Genomic DNA, 19,661 nt, shown 5'->3' with positions numbered 1-19,661 from the left:
CCGCTCCGGCCCGGCCGGATGTTACTCCGCGTCCCGACGGGGAGCGCGAGCGGGCTTTTCGCCTACGGTTTCGGTAATATCGGCACCGGTCGCCTGATCCACAACGCGCATGGACAGCTTGACCTTGCCACGATCATCGAAGCCGATGACCTTAACCTTAACCGCATCGCCGTCCTTCACCACATCGGTGGTGCGGCCAACGCGACCCTGAGCCAGCTCGGAGATGTGCACCAGACCGTCACGCGCACCAAGGAAGTTCACGAACGCACCGAAATCGGCCGTCTTGACAACCTTACCGTCGTAAATGCGGCCCAGTTCCGGCTCGGCCACAATGCCGTTGATCCGGTCCATGGCTTTCTTGGTCTGCTCTTCCGCAGTGGATGCGATGGTGATCGTACCGTCATCACCGATATCCACCTTGGCGCCGGAATATTCGACGATTTCGCGAATGACCTTACCGCCAGAACCAATGACGTCACGGATTTTTTCGCGCGGCACTTTCATGGTGGTGATACGCGGCGCGGTGGAGGAAACATCCGTACGGGTTTCCGTCAGCGCGCGGGACATTTCACCCAGAATGTGCATCCGGCCTTCGCGGGCCTGCCCCAGAGCGATCTTCATGATCTCGGGGGTGATCGAAGTGATCTTGATGTCCATCTGCAGGGCGGTCACACCGGATTCCGTGCCAGCCACCTTGAAGTCCATATCGCCCAGATGATCTTCATCACCAAGGATATCGGACAGAACGGCGAACTTCTCGCCTTCCTTGATCAGGCCCATGGCAATGCCAGCCACGGGGCGCTTGAGCGGAACGCCCGCATCCATCAGCGCCAGCGAACCACCGCACACGCTCGCCATGGAGGAGGAGCCGTTGCTTTCGGTAATTTCGGACACCACGCGCACGGTGTAGGGGAAATCCTTGCGCGAGGGCATCAGCGGGTGGATGGCGCGCCATGCCAGCTTGCCATGCCCGATTTCACGACGACCGGGAGAACCGATACGCCCGCACTCACCCACCGAGTAGGGAGGGAAGTTGTAGTGCAGCATGAAGTTGGTGCGGTATTCGCCTTCAAGCGCGTCGATCACCTGCTCGTCCTGACCGGTGCCGAGGGTGGTGACAACCAGCGCCTGCGTTTCGCCACGGGTAAACAGAGCGGAACCATGCACGCGGGGCAGCACGCCCACTTCCGGCACGATGGGGCGCACCGTTACCAGATCACGCCCGTCGATACGCTTGCCGGTCTTGAGCACGGAGTTGCGCACCACGTCGGCTTCCAGGTCCTTGATGAAGGGCTTGGCGGCTGCGGCATCGGCTTCCGCCGCGACCAGCTTTTCGACAATGGCGGCACGAGCGGCTGCGAGCTTTTCGTAGCGGACCTGCTTCTGCTTTTCCTTGTAAGCATCGGCAATGAGCTTGCGGCCCAGCTTGTCCACCTGCTTGCGCAGGGCGGCCTCTTCCTTGCTTTCTTCCGGCAGAGCCCACGGCTCTTTAGCTGCGTGTTCAGCCAGAGAGATAATGGCGTCCAGAACGGGCTGGAAGGCATTGTGGCCAAAGGTCACAGCGTCGAGCATCACGTCTTCAGACAGTTCGGATGCTTCGGACTCAACCATCAGCACGCCTTCGGCGGTGCCGGCCACAACCAGATCCAGCTCGGCGTCCTTCATCTGCTCGCGCGTGGGGTTGAGGATGAACGCGCCATCCTTGAAGCCAACGCGTGCAGCACCCACCGGGCCAAAGAACGGAATGCCCGACAGCGTCAGCGCTGCGGAGCAGCCGATCAGGGCGGCGATATCGGGGCTGTTTTCCATATCGTGGGTCAGCACCGTGGCGATGACCTGCACTTCGTTACGGAAGCCTTCAGGGAAGAGCGGGCGGATGGGCCGGTCGATCAGGCGCGAAACCAGCGTTTCGTTCTCGGAAGGACGGCCTTCACGCTTGAAAAAGCCACCGGGGATCTTGCCCGCAGCGTAGGCTTTTTCTTGATAGTTGACGGTCAGGGGAAAGAAATCCTGCCCGGGCTTGACGGTACGCGCGCCCACGGCGGTACACAGCACCACGGTTTCGCCATAGGTAACCAGCACCGCGCCATCGGCCTGACGGGCGATCTTGCCGGTTTCGAGAACCAGCGGGCGACCGCCCCATTCGATTTCTTTACGGTAATAATTGAACATTCTGTTACTGCCTCAATAAAAAACAAAAAACGCCAAGGCAGACAGAACGGAACCGGCGGGCGGACAGCGCCTCGGACGGCATGGAGACTGACGGCAACACCGCCCAGACGCCATGTGGTCGGAAACGCCGTGGCCGAACCGGCGCGCGTGGCATCCGCGCCTGACCTGTGGCTGGCCCAACATAAGGGGTTGTCGCACGCTTGACCAGTCCATCCGCTCGGAGCGGGGGCCTATGGCCGGTCATCCCGGCGTGCTCCCGGGTCATATACGCCATAGCGGGGCTGCTCCCGCACCGTGCCTACCCATAAAAGCAGGCAGAATAGTGCGGGAACAGCCCCAGAGCCCAAAGGCTCAGCGGCGCATATTAAAGATTAGCGACGCAGACCCAGACGGGCGATCAGCGCTTCGTAACGAGCCTGGCTCTTGCCACGCAGGTAGTCCAGCAGGCTGCGGCGACGGCCAACCAGAATGAGCAGGCCACGACGGGAATGGAAGTCCTTCGCGTGGGTCTTGAGATGCTCGGTCAGGTTGTTGATGCGCTCGGTCAGGATCGCGACCTGCACTTCCGGCGAACCGGTGTCGGTCGGGGTGGTCTGGTATTCAGCAATAAGCGCCGTACGGCGTTCAGCGGTAATCGACATCACATGTCTCCATAAACAGATAGGATCTAGAGAATCCGCACCGGTTTCAGCCATCCGTCTTCCAGACGGCCTATGCCCAGCACGCGCTCCCCTTCCATGACACGTAAAGTCCCCTGCTCATCGGTGGGGGGTATGCGCCCCTCAAGCCCGAAAAGCCCCAGTTTCTGCCCGTGCCGCAGAAGAACCGCCTCATCCGTAGTCAGGGCCAGCGCCGGGATGTCGGCCAGCGCGGTCTCAACCGGACAGAGAAGGTCTGCGGAAGCAGGGGCGTTTTCGTCGTTTGGCGCCAGTTTGTCCAGCATAATCGCATCGGCCTCGACAAAAGGCCCCACGCGCAGCCGCCGCAGCACGGTAATGTGCCCGACCGTACCCGCCGCCAGCGCCACATCACGTGCGAGGGAGCGCATATACACCCCCTTGCCGGATTCCACCTCGAACACCGCCGTATCGGCATCCGGGCGGTCAATCAGTTCGAAACGGTCCACTCTGGCCGGGCGGGGCGGCAGTTCAGGCGGCCGACCGGCACGCGCCATGTCATAGGCCCGCTCGCCACCAACCTTGAGCGCGGAAAACACGGGGGGCACCTGCATGATATTGCCTGTAAGGGCAGGCAGGACCGCACGAAGCTGCTCATCTGTCGGGCGCACGTCGGATGTGCCAATCGGCGTGCCATCAGCATCGTCACTGTCACGCGCCTCGCCCAGACGCAGGGTAAAGCGATAGACCTTGGTGCCGTCCATAACATAAGGCACGGTTTTGGTGGCCGTGCCGAAAGCCAGCGGCAAAAGCCCTGTCGCCAGCGGGTCGAGCGTGCCGCCATGGCCCACTTTCTGGGCATCGAACACCCGGCGCGCATACCCCACCACCTGTGTGGAGGTCATGCCTGAGGGTTTGTCCACAATAAGCCAGCCATTCAGCGGCCGACCGCGTCTGCGTCGCATAGGAACTTCCTTTTTATCAGGCTGTGCGTCTACCCTTTCACACGCGCGGGGGCAATGCTCGCACGCATTCACCCACCCCGCGAACCGGAAAACCGCTCGCCCGCACAGGCAACTCCGCCCCACCCCCGCAAGGCTGGGCTGCCCAAACGGTCTGCCTCACCCACGCATGCGCCCCGGATGCCGGTTTTCCGCCGTAACCACCCGCGCGTTCCATCACGCATGAGCGTGGCGTACGGGTCTAGCCAGCCCGGTCCGCTTGCCTTAGTGTTGCCATCACGCATGACAGAAGCCCTTTCCCCTTCCGCCGCGCCATCGGACGCGGACACCCCGGCCCCGGCCTGGTCCATTGTTCCCACCGAACAGGGCGGCCGCCTTGTGCTGGAAGGAACGTGGACCGTACCCAAAGGCGGCGTACCCACCTTTGATGCCGATACGCTGAAAGACCTGAAAGACGGGCAGAGCCTACAGGTAGACGCCAAGGGTGTAGGGGCGTGGGATTCGGCGCTGATTTCCTTTCTGTGGGGAGTGGAGCAGGCTGCAACGGCCGCCGGGCTGACATTCGATGTCTCCATCCTGCCCGATGCCACCCAGCGCCTGCTGGCCCTGCTCCCGCCCACACCCCCGCCAGCCACTCCCTCGCAGTTTGTCAGGAAGAACCTGTTTACCCGCACCGGGCAGACCACGCTCGACGTGCTGGAGGAAACCGGCGTTCTGACCGACATGATGGCGCAGAGCACTGTAGGGGCTGTGCGTGCCATCACCACCAAAAGCTTTATGCGTGGAAAGGACCTGCTGAGCGATATCTGGCGTGCAGGCCCCAATGCGCTGCTGATCGTGGGGGTGGTCAATTTTCTGCTTGGCGCCATTCTGGCCTTTGTGGGCTTGGTGGAACTGCGCCGCTTCGCGGCTGAAATCTATGTAACCGACCTTGTGGGCATTGCCTGCGCGCGTGAAATTTCCGCCATCATGACGGCCATCATCATGGCCGGGCGCACCGGCGGTGCTTATGCCGCGCGTATTTCCACCATGCTGGGCAATGAGGAAATAGACGCACTTCAGGTCTTTGGTATTCCCATTTCGGGCTATATCCTGCTGCCTTCCATCATCTCGCTCTCGATCATGATGCCGCTGCTCTATCTCTACGGCACGCTGATTGGCATTTTCGGCGGGTTTGTGGTGGCCATGAGCATGATGGACGTATCCGCCACAGGCTACTGGATTGCGACATTCGACGGGGTGCAGCTCAAGGAATTCATTTTCGGCTTCATCAAGTCCTATTTTTTCGCCAGCTTCATTGCTCTGGCCGCCTGCCGGGTGGGCCTCAAAGCCGGGCGCAGTGCGGCCGATGTAGGCGTGGCCGCCACCCGCGCGGTGGTGATCGGCATTGTGGGCATTATCGCCATGGATGCGGTGTTCGCCGTGCTGGCCAATGCGCTGGGAATCTGAAACATGACCGAACCCACAGCCCAGCCCACGGACGATACGCTGATTGCCGTGCGCGATCTTACCCTGTCCTTCGGCCCCAAGATCATCCAGCAGAACGTGTCATTCGACGTTAAACGCGGTTCCGTGTTTGCCGTCATGGGTGGTTCGGGCTGCGGTAAAAGCACCATGCTCAAGAGCATGATCGGGCTTTTGCGCCCCACTACCGGGCAGATTCTGGTGGGGGGAGAAGACTACTGGGCGCAGGATGAGCGCCGCCGCACCGATATCAACCACCGCTTTGGTGTGCTGTTCCAGAGCGGTGCGCTGTGGTCTTCCATGACAGTGGGCGAAAACGTGGCCCTGCCCATGGAAATGTTCACTGACCTCAAGCCCCCCGTTATCCGCCGTCTGGTGGAACTCAAGCTCGGGCTTGTGGGCATGGAACACGCCATAGACCTGTATCCGTCAGAAATTTCGGGCGGCATGCGCAAGCGTGCGGGCCTTGCCCGCGCCATGGCGCTGGACCCGGATATCCTGTTTTTCGACGAGCCCTCCGCCGGTCTCGACCCCATTACCTCCGCCCGGCTGGATGACCTGATCCTGACCCTGCGCGATGGGCTGGGAGCAACGGTGATTATCGTCAGCCATGAACTGCCGAGCCTGTTCGCCATTGCGGATGACGGCATTTTCCTTGACGCCACAACCCATACCGCCATTGCACATGGCGCGCCGCGCACCCTGCGCGACAGTAGCGATATTCCAGAGGTGCGGGCCTTCATGAACCGTGTCTCCTCTCTTTCATCCCCCACCACGACGGAAGGCTGAACGGCAATGTCTGAAAGCACAAACCGCAAGACAGTGCTGGGTGCCTTCGTCATTTTTGGCGGGGTGCTGGCACTGTGCATTGTCATGGCCTTCGGGCACATGCGGCTCTTCTCGCCCTCGCGCGAGGCAGCCGTTGTGTTCCAGAACTCCATTACCGGACTGGCGGTGGGGGCTCCGGTGAATTTCCGTGGCGTGAAGGTCGGGACGGTCAAAAGCATTTCCCTGCGTTTCGACCCGATGGACCACAAGGCCTATATTCCGGTGGTGCTGACACTCGAGCCCGACCAGATTCACGTCGTGCGTGATGGGCCGGGCGGCACCAGCATCAGCATCCAGCAGTTGATTTCCAGCGGGTTGCGGGCGGAGCTGAACCTGCAGAGCTTCGTAACCGGGCAGTCCAATATCGAACTGGATTTCGACAAGGCCGTGCCGCCCGAACTGCACCCGCGCATTACCGACCTGCCCGAAATTCCGGTGCGGCTCTCCGCCATGGAAAAGCTGAAGGATTCGCTGGGCCAGATTCCGGTCAAGGATATCAGCCGCCATGTGGACACGGCCCTGCTGTCCATCACCGATTTGAGCAACAACCTCCAGCATGACCTGCCGCCGCTGGTGGCCAGCATGAAGGCGACCTCCGACCAGTCGCGCGAGGCTGTGGATGCCGCCGCACAGGCCATTCGCACCCTGCAGGACAAGCTGGTAGTCACGCTTAACAAGATGGACACCATGCTGGATTCGGGCACCGCACAGCTCGACGCCCGTGGGGCGGACCTGCACGCCACGCTGGCCTCTGCCACCAAAACGCTGGATTCGCTTCAGGGAGTGCTGTCTCCGCGCTCCACCGACCGCGCCAATCTGGACGCCGCCCTGCGCGACATAGCGGCCACGGCCGCAGCCCTGCGCGGCTTTGCCAGCGATGTCGAACGCAACCCGCAACTGCTGCTGATGGGACGCCGCCCATGATCCGCCTGCCGCTCTTCCGCTCTTCCGCCCTTTCGCAGCGCACCCGCAACCCGGTGCTGCGCGCCATGCTGCTCGCGGGCCTGACGGTCGGCACGGCTTTTGGTCTTGCCGGGTGTGCCGCCCCGCCGCTGCGCCTGTACACGCTGGGCATGCCTTCGGATGAAAACAGCAGCCAGCCCAACCGGCCTAGCCTGTCCAGCAGGGCGGAGACTGTTGCGGTCAGCAACGTGGTTATTCCCGACTATCTGGACTCGCAGGATATGGTGGTGCGCCGGGGCGAGGAAATCGTCCGTAGCCCGCGCTCACGCTGGGCCACGCGCCTTTCTATTGGCATTACGGACCTGATCGCCAATGAAATGGCGGGCTTTCATCCCTCCATGCTGATTACCGACCAGCCTCTTGCCGATGCCGCCACAATGCGCGTGCAGGTGGATATCTCGCGCTTTGACGTGGACATGAACGGTCAGGCAACGCTCGATGCCCATTGGGCCATTCTGCCAGCCGACCCGCGCAAGCCCCTGATCCGCGACCGCGCGCACCTGACCATGACCGGCCCTGTTACGACCGATGCCGATGTCGCGGCCCTTATGCGTAAAATGGTTATCCTTCTGGCAGACAAGGTTAATGCCGACCTGCCGGTTTCAAGCACGGCCCAGCACTAGGCCAACCAGCGGCGGCGCATGCGCCGCCGTTTTTTATTGCCCGTATCAATCACCCCTGCCACATGGCGGCAACGCGCGGCCTTTCACCAGTTCAAGGGCCACACCGGGCCTATGCCCTGCGCAAAAGTTGCGACTGATTTGCAACAGCAAGAACCAATCCTCCCGCTATCGTTGCAGACCCTGATCGAAAAAAAGCGCAAAAAACCGCGATTGGGCCTTCTGTCAGGCACTTCTAAAAAAATTTACTAATTCTTATTCGCATTGACGCACCCTTAATGCGCTCGGTAGTTGCGATTTACTCTCACTACTAACGCATCCCGAGGTTTCATGTCTTCCCGCTCCCCACGTCGCAGGGCCTGCCCTGCGCTTCTCATGGCGTCCGCCGTTTCCTTTGTGGGGTCTTCCACCGCGATAGCCGCAACAGCCAACACTACCACCACGCCCAAGCAAGGCGTGGCCACCAGCCCGACCAAAGCCGCCACACCCAGCGGCGCGGCCCCCGCAAAGGCTGCACAGCCGCCTGTGGCCAATGGTGCCACCACCCACGCCGCGCCCCTGAACAGCGCCACAACCTCCACCCCGGACAACGTGGAAAAGCTGACCGTGGTGGGCGAACGCTCCGCCATTGTTACCAAATCGCTCAACCCGAAAATGACAGCCTCGCTACTCAATACGCCGCGTTCCATCACGGTGGTCACGCAGGAGCAGATGAAGCTGGTCAACGCGACCTCGTTCGAGGAAGCCATCCGCACCGTGCCGGGCATCAGCTTTCGCGGGGGCGATGCCTATGCCGTGCCGGGGGGTAATTACCCGGTCATTCGCGGTTTTGGCTCCTACAGCAACATGTATATCGACGGCATGCGCGACAGTGGTGTGTCCTCGCGCGAAGTGTTTGATGTGGAGGATATTGAAATTCTCAAAGGCCCCGGCTCGGTCTATGGCGGACGCGGCGGCCTTGGCGGGCAGATCAACATCACCACCAAAAAGGCGAAGCTCGGTAATTTCCTGACCACGCAGCTTGGTTTCGGCACGGCTGACTACAAGCGCGGCACGCTGGATATCAACCGCCAGATTGGCAGCCACACGGCCTTTCGTATGAACGCCATGGGGGATGACGCCAACGTGGCCGGGCGCGGCCCGATTGGGGGGTACAAATGGGGTGTGGCCCCTTCGCTCTCGTTCGGGCTGGGCACCCCCACGCGCCTGACGCTGGGCTATTACCACATGTATTCGTCCGACCTACCGGACTATTCAGCCCCCTACAGCTCAACCACGCATGAGCCGCTGGCTATCCCGCGCAGCACGGTTTTTGCCTTGCAAAACCGTGATTTCGAGCACAGCACCACGGATATGGGGCAGGTCATTCTGGAGCGCGACCTGTGGAAGAGCTTTGTGTTCCGCAACACGCTGCAATGGACATCCACCCAGTACAACTTCATCGCCACCAACCCGCAATGGAAGAGCGGCAGCACCGACACCATTCTGATGGAGGCTAAATCCGGCCTGTTCCACACGGATAATTTTCAGGAACAGGCCATGGTGTCAGGCAAGTTCAAAACCAGCTTCATCCACCACAGCGTCAATTTCGGCATCGAGCTTTCGCGCGAGCGCTCGACCCGCAGCGAGTATTACGTGCGTGACGCGCAGGGCAACAACCTGCGCAACGGCGGCCCCTGCTCGGTGGCCTATAACTGTGTTTCCACCGGCAGTCTGGGCGCGTGGTCACCTTACGCGCCGTGGAATGGCTCCATTACCATTGGCGAGCCGGGTATCCCCAACCTCAACACCAACCTGACCACGGGTTCGGCCTATATATTCGACACCATGAGCATGCTGGACGACCGCGTATTCATCAATGGCGGCGTGCGCTTTGACCGGTTCATGAACTCCACCGTGCAGGGCGATTACGGCATCGCCAACAACCAGAGCTTCATCAACTATCAGGCGGGTATTGTGTACAAGCCCATCCGCCCGGTCAGCCTGTATTTTTCCTACGCCACCGCGTCCAACCCGGTGGGGGTGAACGGTGTTGCCAACGGTCTGGGCACGGTTTCGAGCAAGAACTACAACACCGCCCCCGAAAACGGGCAGAATGTCGAAGTCGGGGCCAAGGCCGACCTGCTGCATGAGCATCTTTCCGTTACCGGCGCGCTGTTCATGGGCCGCCTGACCAACGCACAGGTTTCAGACGGGTTTGGCAATACCGTCAACGCTGGCACGCAGCGCGTGCGCGGGGCGGAAATCAACATTGCCGGGTCACTCACCAAGAAATGGGATGTATTCGGCGGCTGGACCTATCTGGACAGCACCATTACCAACGGTGGCCCCACGGGAGCCAATGTGGGCAAGCGCTTTCCCTATACGCCAGCCAATTCCGTTACATTGTGGACAACCTACCGCATTCTGCCTCAGTTCCGTGTGGGTGGTGGGCTGACCTTCATGAGCAGGCGCTATGTCAACGCGGCCAACACCGCATGGGTGCCGAGCTATACCCGCTTCGATCTGGTGGCCAATTACCAGATTACCCCCTCGCTCGACCTGCAGGCCAACCTGCAGAACCTGACCAACAAGCTCTATTACGACCGCATCTACACCAACTACTCGCGCATTGCGGCGGGCCGCACGCTTACCTTCCAGCTCACGCTGCATATGTAAGCGTAAGGGCGTAACGCCATATCAGACAGGGGCGGGTTCCAGTGCATAAAAGGCTGCCAGCAGGCCGGAACCCTGCACCATGGCCCGAACCTGCGCCGCTGTGCCTGCCGGGCACAGCACCACAAGGCCATGAAAGGCCGGGCCTGCGCCGCGCACATGCTCCTGTGCACGGGCCAGCAGAAAACGGTCCAGCCCGCCCACACCCACACAGCACACACACCCACCACCGGGGAGCTGATTGCCTGCACCACCTCCGGCCCCCGATGGCAGGCTTTCCGCCACAAATGGACGAAACATCCCCCCGCCAGCAGGCGCCCTGCGCTCAGCCGAGCCCGCTCCCGCAGCACCAGCCGGGCTGGATGACACGGGGCCGGGCGCAGGCAGCGCAGTGGACGTATCAGCAACCACATGCGGCGGGGCATGCCATGTCCACACACCCGCCCAACCGGGTGGCGTTTCCTCCGCCGATGCCTCGCCCTGAACACCCACACGCACCAGCGCCACCCCACCCACCGGGCGTAATACAAGCAGGGGCTGATCCGTCACGCACAGGGACAGGCGACCATCGCGCCGGGGTGCAGAAGGGAGGCAAACAGGTTGGGTCATGGCCGAATGCTGGCCTTGCGGGCACGTGCTGTCCAGTCCCGGCATGGGAGTAAGCCGCATGCACGCTCCCCAGCGTTTGTGCCGCGCGAATGCTGGACAGCCCTGCGTCTCTCTGAAATAAGAAGCGGGCGTGACCCGGCAGACCCCAAGGCCCGCCCGGCGTCCGGCCCCCTCAACACCCTTTTTCCCAGGGTGTGTTTTCCTTTCCTGTCTGGCTGCATGGTGCCCATGTCCTCTCGTCCGCCCCTTCTCGACGCCCTGCGTGAACACGTTCTGCTCTGTGACGGGGGCATGGGCTCACGTATCCAGATGCTCGATCTGGACGTGCAGCGTGATTACTGGGGACAGGAAAACTGCACAGAGGTGCTGACCCTCTCCCGCCCCGAGCTGATCCGCGAGATCCATCGCGGCTATTACGAGGCCGGGGCCGATATGGTGGAAACCAACACCTTCGGGGCGTCCCCCATAACGCTGGGCGAGTTCGGGCTGACCGAGCGCGCGCGCGAAATCAACCGTGCCTCCGCCCTTCTGGCGCGTGAGGCGGCAGACAGCTTTGCCGATGGCCGCCACCGCTATGTGGTGGGCTCCATGGGGCCGGGCACCAAGCTGCCCTCGCTGGGCAATATCGATTACGACACGCTGGAAGAGGCCCTGACCGAGCAGACCCGCGGGCTGATCGAAGGTGGGGTGGATGCGGTCCTGATCGAAACCTGTCAGGACACGTTGCAGATCAAGGCCGCTGTCAACGGCGTCAAGCGCGCCCGCGCCGAGACCGGAACAGCACTACCCATTTTTGTGCAGGTTACTGTGGAAACCACCGGCACGCTGCTGGTCGGGCCTGATATTGCGGCGGCAGCCACGGTCATTCACGCGCTGGAAGCCGACCTGATCGGCCTGAACTGCGCCACCGGCCCGCAGGAAATGGCCGAACATGTCAAATGGCTGGCCGAAAACTGGCCGCGCCTGATTTCCGCCCAGCCCAATGCGGGCCTGCCCGAACTGGTGGATGGCCAGACCCATTACCCCCTGTCCCCGCAGGAAATGGCCACATGGGTCGAGCGCTTCATTACCGAGGACGGGCTTAACCTCATCGGCGGGTGCTGCGGTACCTCCACCCCCCATATTCAGGCGCTGGACGCCATGCTGCGCCGCCGTGCCGAGGGCACCGGCTACCACCGCCCTGCCCCTGTGCGCCGCATTTCGCACTGGGTGCCGTCGGTCGCCAGCCTGTACGGTCAGGTGCCGTTGCGGCAGGAAAATGCCTATTTCTCCATTGGTGAGCGCTGCAACGCCAACGGCTCCAAGAAATGGCGCGAACTGCAGGAAAGCCACGACTGGGATGGCTGCGTGGCCCTTGGTCGCGACCAGCTACGCGAAGGCTCGAACGCGCTGGATATCTGCACCGCTTTCGTGGGCCGCAACGAACGCGAGGAAATGGATGAGGTGATCACGCGCTTCACCTCCTCCGTCAACGCGCCGCTGGTGATCGATTCGACCGAAACCCCCGTAATCGAGGCGGCCCTCAAGCTGCATGGCGGCAAGCCGATCATCAACTCCATCAACTTCGAGGATGGCGAAGGCCCCGCCGATGACCGCCTGACCCTTGCGCGGCGTTTCGGCGCGGCGGTGGTGGCCCTCACCATTGATGAAGTGGGCATGGCCCGCAAACCCGAGGACAAGCTGCGCATTGCCGCCCGGCTGGTGGATTTTGCGTGCAATACGCATGGCCTGCCCCAGTCGGACCTGATGATCGATCCGCTGACCTTCACCATCGCCACCGGCGCGGAAGATGACCGTAAGCTGGGGCAGTGGACGCTGGAAGGCATTCGCATGATCCGCGAGGCTTTCCCCGATATCCAGATCGTGCTGGGGCTGTCGAACATCTCCTTCGGGCTCAACCCGGCAGCACGCGCGGTGCTCAACTCGGTCTATCTGGACCATGCGGTGCGCGCGGGCATGACGGCGGCCATTGTGCATGTCTCGAAAATCCGCCCGCTGCACCTGATCGCCCCTGAGGAAGTCAAGGTAGCGGAAGACCTGATTTTCGACCGCCGTAGCGAAGGGTATGACCCGCTGGCCACCATGCTGGCCATGTTCGCGGACCGCAAAGCCTCCGAGGCTGTCACGCGCCAGCGGGCCGAAACCGCCACCGGCCGCCTGAAAGACCGCATTGTGGATGGCGACCGCAAGGGGCTGGAAGCCGACCTAGAAGAAGCCATGCAGACCATGGCACCGCTGGACATCATCAACACCGTGCTGCTGGACGGCATGAAGGTGGTGGGCGAACTGTTCGGCTCGGGCAAGATGCAGCTTCCCTTCGTGCTGCAATCGGCCGAAACCATGAAAGCCGCCGTGGCCTGGCTGGAACCGCATATGGAGCGCACCGAGGGCCAGAGCCGGGGCACGATCGTGCTGGCGACGGTCAAGGGCGATGTGCACGATATCGGCAAGAACCTTGTGGACATCATCCTGACCAATAACGGTTACCGGGTGGTCAATCTGGGGATCAAGGTGCCAGTGGCCGACATGATCGAGGCGGCGCGTGAGCAGAAGGCCGATGCAATCGGCATGTCTGGCCTGCTGGTGAAATCCACCGTGATCATGCGCGAAAACCTTGAGGAAATCGCCCGCGCCGGGCTGGAAACGCCCGTGCTGCTGGGCGGTGCGGCCCTGACACGCAACTATGTCGAGGAAGACTGCGTGGCAGCCTACTCGCCTATCGGACGCGTGGCCTATGCGCGCGATGCCTTTGACGGGCTGACCCTCATGGACCAGATCGCAGGTGGCGGGTTTGACGGCTATCTGGCCGCCGTGCAGACACGCCGCGCTGGCAAGACAACCCGCACCCGCACGCCTGAAACCGCTGAAACACGCGGCTACGGCCCGGTAGATGCCGAGGCCGCCCGCGCCCGCCGTGCGCGCCTGTGCGCGGATGAGCCGCACAGCACGCCCCCCTTCTGGGGCGCTAAGGTGGTGGAAGCAACGCCCGAGGCGGTTCTGCCTTTCCTGAACGAACGCGCGCTGTACCAGTTCCAGTGGGGCTTTCGTAAACAGGGCCGCTCGCTTGACGATTTCCTGATCTGGGCCCGGCAGGAACTGCGGCCGATCCTGCGCCGCATGCTCGACCTTGCAGCAAAGGACAACATCCTGCGCCCGCAAGCCTGCTACGGCTACTGGAAAGCCGCGGGCGACGGCAACGATCTGGTGCTGTTCGAAGAAGACGGCACCACCGAGGCCGCCCGCTTCAGCCTGCCCCGCCAGCCCCGTGCGGATGGCGAGTGCATTGCCGATTTCGTGCGCGATATTAACGACCCCGTGCGCGATGTCGTGGGCCTTCAGGTTGTCACCGTAGGGCAGAAAGCCTCGGATATTGCCCGCGACTGGTTTGAGGAAAACCGGTATCAGGATTACCTGTACCTGCACGGTTTGTCGGTGGAAATGGCGGAAGCCATGGCCGAATACACGCATAAGCGTATCCGTGCGGAGCTGGGTTTCTCCGCTGAAGACGCGCGTGAGATGGATACCCTGCTGCAACAGGGCTACCGGGGCTCGCGCTATTCCTTTGGCTATCCGGCCTGCCCGCGGCTGGAAGATCAAGCCCCCCTGCTGCGCCTGCTGGGTGCCGAGCGTATTGGCGTCTCCCTGACCGATGGTGACCAACTCCACCCCGAGCAGTCCACCTCCGCACTGGTTGTTCTTAACCACCACGCCAAGTATTTTACGGTCTGAACCACCCCCCCCTTTGGGGGGAACACCCGCCATGCCACGGGGGGCAGATTTGCCTTTGGCGGCAAATTTGCCCACCATGCCCCCTCAGCAAACGCCGAGAAGGAGCTGTGGACATGACCACTCCCCCCATCCCGAACGTCGCTCTCAATGACGGCGCTACCATGCCCGCCATTGGATTTGGCACCTATAAACTGAACGGTGCGCAGGGTGTGACCGACATGGTCAGCGCACTGCACACTGGCTATACCCTGCTCGATTCCGCCTTTAATTACGAAAACGAAGGGGCCGTGGGCGCGGCTATCCGCAAGGCGGGCCTGCCGCGTGAGACGCTACGAGTCACGTCCAAGCTGCCGGGGCGACACCATCATTTCGACGAAGCGATCGCCACCGTTGAGGAATCGCTCTACCGCGCGCAGCTTGACTACTACGACCAGTATCTCATCCACTGGCCCAACCCCAGCAAGGGGCTGTATGTCGAAGCTTGGACCGCACTGGTGGAAGCCCAGAAACGTGGGCTGATCCGCTCTATCGGGGTGTGCAACTTCCTGCCTGAACATCTGGAGGCCATCATCAGCGCCACGGGTGTCACGCCTGCGGTCAACCAGATCGAACTGCACCCGTATTTTCCGCAGGATGCCCAGCGCGCCTTCAATGCCAAACATGGCATTGCCACCCAGTCATGGAGTCCGCTGGGCCGCGCCAGCAGCATGCTGCAAGATCCCCTGTTGCAGGAAATCGCCACACGCACCGGCCGCAGCATTGTGCAGGTAATCCTGCGCTGGCACGTGCAGCTTGGCGCGGTGCCGTTGCCCAAGGCATCCTCCCCTGAGCGGCAGCTTCAGAACCTGTCGGTGTTCGATTTTGAACTGACAGCGGATGACATGGCCAAAATCGCAACACTGGCCCGCCCTGATGGTCGCACCTTCGATCAGGACCCCGCCCGTTACGAGGAATTCTGATCCACGCGGCCACCGCCGCTGACAGACCCTGCCCGCGCGTTGGTTTTAAACCCCAAAAACCGCGCGCGGGCATAACAGAACGGACAAACCCACAGGAAAGGTGCCACCCCTCTTACTTGGGTGATTGACCCACCCGGTCGATACGACGCATCATGAGATAATGGCACCAACCCAACCCGCGCAGTCCTCCTCCGCCTCTGGCGGCACACCGGCCCCCGCCACCATGCGGGTGTGCCAGAAAGCAGGACTGCACGCCACGAACTGCACGGCGGCCTTTATCGCAGGGCGACGGCAGGACATTATCCGCGAAAGTGCCCAGTTCCTGCTCGCACTCGAAGAGATCTGGCGCGCACAGGACATGCCCCCCGCCGAAGTCTGGACCGAACTGCTGCGCAGGCTGGAAGTGTCCGAGCTGCTGCACCGGCTTAACCAGCCCCCACACCGCCGCAAGGCCGTCGGACGGCGCGCGCGGGCATGGCGCATCACCACCAGCAAACTGCCCTGAGCCACGCGCAGGCCAACATCCTGACAGCCCCCCCTGACTATGCCTTGGGCCATGCCTAGGGCCTGAACCCTTACAGCCCGGCTACATCACACAAGGCTGGCGGCAGGCCTGCCCGCTTGACAGGCTCCCTGCGGCCCGCCACCAGAGTATCCATCATCCAGAACACGGTAGTCCCATGGCGGCCATAGACGGCATCGCGCTTGCACTCATCACCCTGTCGGTCCTGCATGGCCTGTGGCGCGGGCTGACGCGGGCGGCGCTAGGCATAGTGGTGTGGACACTCGCGGGGCTGGCGGCCCTCAGGTTCAACCCGTCCCTGACGCAGTGGGCGCAAACATACATTACCTCCCCCACGGGAGCACGGGCGGCGGCATTTCTGGGTGTGCTGCTGGTTGCGGCCCTTGCGGGGGGGCTGCTCTCCGCACGCATCGTTCAGGTGGTGCGCGCCACCCCGCTTGATGGCCCTGACCGGCTGCTGGGCGGCGTGTTCGGCCTTGCGCGCGGCGGGCTGATTGTTGTGATCGGCTACATGCTGGCACACTGGCTATTACAGCCGCAGGACATGCGGGCACTGGAAAAAGGCAGCAGGCTCACCCCATATATACAGGCAGCCGCTCATGGCCTTCAAACCTATATGGCCGATTTCAGCGCAAAAGGGGTTGCGCCTTCGCCATCAACAGGTCATGACGCGAGCTTGTAATCCCCTACCGGCTCCTGCCAGCCCATTGCGGAGGCCCTGCGCGTTCCATGCCCGTCCGTTCCAGCCTGTCTGATCCTTCCTGCGCCACCCTGCCAGAACCCGGCCCCGCCCGGCCCGTACTGCCCTCAGACCCGAGCACCTCCGCCTGTGGCCTGGAAGACGACCACCTGCATGAAGAATGCGCGGTCTTTGGCATATGGAACGCCCGTGACGCCGCCCCGCTGACCACCCTTGGCCTGCATGCGCTCCAGCATCGCGGGCAGGAAGCGGCGGGCATTGTCTCCTTCGATGCCGCCACCGAGCGCTTTCACTCGCATCGCGGGCTGGGCCTTGTAGGCGATGTCTTTGAAGACTCGCGCGTTCTGGCCACGCTGGAAGGCACGCGCGCCATTGGCCACAACCGCTACGCCACATCCGGTGCCACGCTGCTGCGCAACGTGCAGCCCCTGTTTGCCGAATTCGCCTTTGGCGGGCTGGCGGTGGCCCATAACGGCAACCTGACCAACGCCAACATGCTGCGCCGCGAACTGATCCGCCGGGGCTGCCTGTTCCAGTCCACCACGGATTCGGAAGTGTTCGTGCATCTGATCGCCATTTCGCTGTACGCCACGGTGGAAGACAGGCTGATTGATGCGCTCAAGCGGGTTGAAGGCGCTTACTCGCTGGTCGTGCTGTCTCAGGACGCGCTGATCGGCGTGCGCGACCCCATGGGCGTGCGCCCGCTCGTGCTGGGCCGCATGCCCAAGGACGACACCGGCAATAGCGGCGCATGGGTTCTGGCCTCGGAAACCTGCGGTCTGGACATTATCGGCGCGGAATTCGTGCGCGATGTGGAACCGGGCGAGCTGGTGATCATCGACGATTCCGGCATCCGCTCGCTCCGCCCCTTCGGGCAGACGCAGCCGCATTTCTGCGTGTTTGAATACATCTATTTCGCCCGCCCCGATTCCGTGCTCGAAGGCCTGCCAGTTTATGGCGTGCGCAAGCAGATCGGCCGCGAACTCGCGCATGAAAGCGGTGTAGAAGCCGATGTGGTGGTGCCGGTGCCCGATTCCGGCGTGCCATCGGCCATCGGCTATGCGGAGGCCAGCGGCATTCCGTTCGAGCTGGGTATTATCCGCAACCACTACGTGGGCCGCACCTTTATCGAACCCACGGATCAGGTTCGGCATCTGGGCGTTAAAATGAAGCATTCGCCCAACCGGCAGATGCTCGACGGCAAGCGCGTAATACTGGTGGACGATTCCATCGTGCGCGGCACAACCTCACGCAAGATCGTGGATATGGTGCGCGCCGCCGGGGCCAGCGAAGTGCATATGCGCATTTCCTCCCCGCCCACCAAGCATTCGTGCTTCTACGGGATCGACACGCCTGAGCGCAGCAAGCTGCTGGCCGCCCAGCATGACCTGAAAACCATGGCCGAGCTGATCGGGGTGGACAGTCTGGCCTTTATCTCGCTGGATGGTCTGTACCGCGCCATGGGCCATGAAAGCCGCACCGCTAGCCCCAACCGCTATTGCGATGCCTGCTTTACCGGTGACTACCCCATTCCGCTGACCGATAACGACGCCGAAAACGGCCCCGGCAGCGCCTGAAGTCCAACCCTGTGGCGGCAAAGGCAAGCCCCTGCCGCCACAGGACATTTTTTCTCCGATTTGCGGTTGCGCCCGCTGGGCCTGCGTGATAGTCACCGCTTCGGAAATATTCCAAGCCCGCTTAGCTCAGTTGGTAGAGCACGTCATTCGTAATGATGGGGCCGGTGGTTCGAATCCGCCAGCGGGCACCATTTTCCTTTCCTGACATCATGCTTGATACAAAGCGCCCCATGCGTGCAGTGTTGCTTTGTGCACAGACACAACCCGTGTCAGGCCAGCCGCATGTCCTCCCCATCCAGCAAAGAACGCTCCGCCATGCGCGAGACAATGCTGCGCGTCATGAGCGAAGCCGCCGTGCCTTCTGGCGTGTCCGTGCGGGTAATCATGTAAATGGGGTAGCGGGGCAGCAGGTCATCGGGCAGCAAGGGCACCAGCCTACCTGCCGCCTCATCCGGGCGGGCAAAATCAATGGGCAGAAAGCCGATACCCACCCCCAGCAGCACGAGGCGTCTGGCCTCGCTCAATGTATCCACCTGCCCGGACACACTCTCGCCCAGCCCGTAACGAGCGCGCAGGTCCCGCAGTTCGCGCGGTTCATCCCCGCCTGTCAGAATAAAGCTCTCGCCCGTAAAGTAGCGGGGGGCGAAGCGCTTTTCCTCCCCGGCCACACCGAGCCCGGCCGCCGCCAGCCGCGCCAGCAGGGGGGCCTTGTCCACACAGTAAAGCTGCTGGGCTTCCTGCCCTATGGTGACATAGCGCAGGCTCTGACGCCGGATATCGTCGCAGGTAATACCAATATCTGCGTCGCCCCGCTCCACGGCCTCTATGGTCTGCCGCCAAGGCGCAATATCGATATGCAGGGAAACTGCCGGATAGGCGCTGTTGAACTGCATGATAGCCTCATCCACCGCGGGCACCGCCACATCGGGGATCATGCACAGCCGCAGCGTGCCTTCCACCCGCCCGGCAGCGGCAGCAGCGTGGAGCGGCATAGCCATGACACTGCCTGCCATATCCCGGCACAGCGCCAGCACGGCGGCCCCCATGGGGGTCAGCACCACACCACGGCTTGAGCGGTCGCAGAGCGTATGGCCCACATGGGCCTCAAACCGGCGCAGGGCGGCACTCAGGCTGGGTTGCCGCCGCCCGGTGGCACGGGCCGCGGCCCCTACGCCGCCATAACGGGCAATGGCCAGAAAGTCGCGGCACAGGTTCCAGTCCACCTTGCGCACAAAAGCCTGAAGGCTCTGGTCGGTCCACTCAGGGGCAGTCTCCTTTTTCAT

At 62.4% G+C, this 19,661-nt stretch carries 15 protein-coding genes and 1 tRNA gene; 11 read left to right on the top strand and 5 right to left on the bottom strand.

The annotated features are described in order from the left end of the window. Positions 1-21 precede the first annotated feature (21 nt). The 3 genes from pnp to truB all read right to left on the bottom strand — a co-directional run bounded on the left by pnp (position 22) and on the right by truB (position 3,754). Positions 22-2,172, bottom strand: coding sequence for a polyribonucleotide nucleotidyltransferase (gene pnp / locus ABF757_RS06645; protein ID WP_025860822.1), 2,151 nt, complete (start codon positions 2,170-2,172; stop codon positions 22-24). 371 nt (positions 2,173-2,543) lie between these two features. Further along, positions 2,544-2,813: a 30S ribosomal protein S15 gene (gene rpsO / locus ABF757_RS06640; protein ID WP_025860821.1), complete on the bottom strand. Its 270-nt coding sequence runs from the start codon at positions 2,811-2,813 to the stop codon at positions 2,544-2,546. A gap of 26 nt (positions 2,814-2,839) precedes the next feature. Beyond that, positions 2,840-3,754: a tRNA pseudouridine(55) synthase TruB gene (gene truB, locus ABF757_RS06635; protein WP_415481461.1), complete on the bottom strand. Its 915-nt coding sequence runs from the start codon at positions 3,752-3,754 to the stop codon at positions 2,840-2,842. A gap of 279 nt (positions 3,755-4,033) precedes the next feature. Between truB and ABF757_RS06630 the strand changes: the two genes are divergently transcribed. The 5 genes from ABF757_RS06630 (at position 4,034) to ABF757_RS06610 (ending at position 10,284) form a co-directional block, all read left to right on the top strand. Next, the gene (locus ABF757_RS06630; RefSeq protein ID WP_415481472.1) at positions 4,034-5,200 is read left to right on the top strand and encodes an ABC transporter permease; all 1,167 of its coding nucleotides are present in this window, start codon (positions 4,034-4,036) and stop codon (positions 5,198-5,200) included. Between the two features lie 3 nt (positions 5,201-5,203). Next, complete coding sequence (locus tag ABF757_RS06625; protein ID WP_025860819.1) at positions 5,204-6,004, top strand: ABC transporter ATP-binding protein; 801 nt, start codon at positions 5,204-5,206, stop codon at positions 6,002-6,004. A gap of 6 nt (positions 6,005-6,010) precedes the next feature. Continuing rightward, positions 6,011-6,967: an MlaD family protein gene (locus tag ABF757_RS06620; RefSeq protein WP_415481460.1), complete on the top strand. Its 957-nt coding sequence runs from the start codon at positions 6,011-6,013 to the stop codon at positions 6,965-6,967. Then, positions 6,964-7,629 (top strand): PqiC family protein, encoded by a 666-nt coding sequence (locus tag ABF757_RS06615; RefSeq protein WP_415481459.1) that lies wholly within the window; start codon positions 6,964-6,966, stop codon positions 7,627-7,629. Before ABF757_RS06620 ends, ABF757_RS06615 begins: the two co-directional genes overlap by 4 nt. Before the next feature lie 327 nt (positions 7,630-7,956). Beyond that, positions 7,957-10,284, top strand: a complete 2,328-nt coding sequence (locus ABF757_RS06610; protein WP_415481458.1) for a TonB-dependent receptor — start codon at positions 7,957-7,959, stop codon at positions 10,282-10,284. Positions 10,285-10,305: 21 nt separating this feature from the next. On the opposite strand, the gene ABF757_RS06605 is transcribed toward ABF757_RS06610, so the two are convergent. Next, positions 10,306-10,890 carry a hypothetical protein gene (locus tag ABF757_RS06605; RefSeq protein WP_415481457.1) on the bottom strand — a complete coding sequence of 195 codons (585 nt, stop codon included), beginning with the start codon at positions 10,888-10,890 and terminating at the stop codon, positions 10,306-10,308. Positions 10,891-11,118: 228 nt separating this feature from the next. On the opposite strand from ABF757_RS06605, the gene metH reads away from it, so the two are divergent. The 6 genes from metH (at position 11,119) to ABF757_RS06575 (ending at position 18,569) form a co-directional block, all read left to right on the top strand. Continuing rightward, on the top strand, positions 11,119-14,619 hold the full coding sequence (gene metH / locus ABF757_RS06600; RefSeq protein ID WP_415481456.1) for a methionine synthase: 3,501 nt from the start codon (positions 11,119-11,121) through the stop codon (positions 14,617-14,619). A 113-nt stretch (positions 14,620-14,732) separates the two neighbouring features. Further along, positions 14,733-15,578: an aldo/keto reductase gene (locus ABF757_RS06595; RefSeq protein WP_025861294.1), complete on the top strand. Its 846-nt coding sequence runs from the start codon at positions 14,733-14,735 to the stop codon at positions 15,576-15,578. Between the two features lie 160 nt (positions 15,579-15,738). After that, positions 15,739-16,083: a phosphoribosyl-ATP pyrophosphatase gene (locus tag ABF757_RS06590; RefSeq protein ID WP_051543289.1), complete on the top strand. Its 345-nt coding sequence runs from the start codon at positions 15,739-15,741 to the stop codon at positions 16,081-16,083. 175 nt (positions 16,084-16,258) lie between these two features. Further along, on the top strand, positions 16,259-16,783 hold the full coding sequence (locus ABF757_RS06585) for a CvpA family protein (RefSeq protein ID WP_415481455.1): 525 nt from the start codon (positions 16,259-16,261) through the stop codon (positions 16,781-16,783). 47 nt (positions 16,784-16,830) lie between these two features. Next, positions 16,831-18,378, top strand: a complete 1,548-nt coding sequence (purF, locus tag ABF757_RS06580; protein ID WP_025861289.1) for an amidophosphoribosyltransferase — start codon at positions 16,831-16,833, stop codon at positions 18,376-18,378. 115 nt (positions 18,379-18,493) lie between these two features. After that, positions 18,494-18,569 (top strand) — tRNA-Thr (locus tag ABF757_RS06575). A 78-nt stretch (positions 18,570-18,647) separates the two neighbouring features. Here ABF757_RS06575 and ABF757_RS06570 read toward each other — a convergent pair. Continuing rightward, the gene (locus ABF757_RS06570) at positions 18,648-19,661 is read right to left on the bottom strand and encodes a LysR family transcriptional regulator (RefSeq protein ID WP_415481454.1); all 1,014 of its coding nucleotides are present in this window, start codon (positions 19,659-19,661) and stop codon (positions 18,648-18,650) included.

Origin of the sequence: Acetobacter papayae (genome assembly GCF_047721125.1) — a bacterium.
Taxonomy (GTDB): Bacteria; Pseudomonadota; Alphaproteobacteria; order Acetobacterales; family Acetobacteraceae; genus Acetobacter; species Acetobacter papayae.
The sequence above is the reverse complement of the archived record's forward strand: the minus strand, read 5'-3'. Positions and strand labels throughout refer to the sequence as shown.

Coding starts and splice junctions, on each gene's coding strand:
- ABF757_RS06590 (WP_051543289.1), top strand. CDS start 15,739: ATGGCACCAACCCAACCCGCGCAGTCCTCCTCCGCCTCTGGCGGCACA.
- ABF757_RS06585 (WP_415481455.1), top strand. CDS start 16,259: ATGGCGGCCATAGACGGCATCGCGCTTGCACTCATCACCCTGTCGGTC.
- ABF757_RS06625 (WP_025860819.1), top strand. CDS start 5,204: ATGACCGAACCCACAGCCCAGCCCACGGACGATACGCTGATTGCCGTG.
- ABF757_RS06595 (WP_025861294.1), top strand. CDS start 14,733: ATGACCACTCCCCCCATCCCGAACGTCGCTCTCAATGACGGCGCTACC.
- ABF757_RS06630 (WP_415481472.1), top strand. CDS start 4,034: ATGACAGAAGCCCTTTCCCCTTCCGCCGCGCCATCGGACGCGGACACC.
- ABF757_RS06620 (WP_415481460.1), top strand. CDS start 6,011: ATGTCTGAAAGCACAAACCGCAAGACAGTGCTGGGTGCCTTCGTCATT.
- ABF757_RS06615 (WP_415481459.1), top strand. CDS start 6,964: ATGATCCGCCTGCCGCTCTTCCGCTCTTCCGCCCTTTCGCAGCGCACC.
- pnp (WP_025860822.1), bottom strand. CDS start 2,172: ATGTTCAATTATTACCGTAAAGAAATCGAATGGGGCGGTCGCCCGCTG.
- purF (WP_025861289.1), top strand. CDS start 16,831: ATGCCCGTCCGTTCCAGCCTGTCTGATCCTTCCTGCGCCACCCTGCCA.
- ABF757_RS06610 (WP_415481458.1), top strand. CDS start 7,957: ATGTCTTCCCGCTCCCCACGTCGCAGGGCCTGCCCTGCGCTTCTCATG.
- ABF757_RS06605 (WP_415481457.1), bottom strand. CDS start 10,890: ATGACCCAACCTGTTTGCCTCCCTTCTGCACCCCGGCGCGATGGTCGC.
- ABF757_RS06570 (WP_415481454.1), bottom strand. CDS start 19,661: ATGAAAAAGGAGACTGCCCCTGAGTGGACCGACCAGAGCCTTCAGGCT.
- metH (WP_415481456.1), top strand. CDS start 11,119: ATGTCCTCTCGTCCGCCCCTTCTCGACGCCCTGCGTGAACACGTTCTG.
- rpsO (WP_025860821.1), bottom strand. CDS start 2,813: ATGTCGATTACCGCTGAACGCCGTACGGCGCTTATTGCTGAATACCAG.
- truB (WP_415481461.1), bottom strand. CDS start 3,754: ATGCGACGCAGACGCGGTCGGCCGCTGAATGGCTGGCTTATTGTGGAC.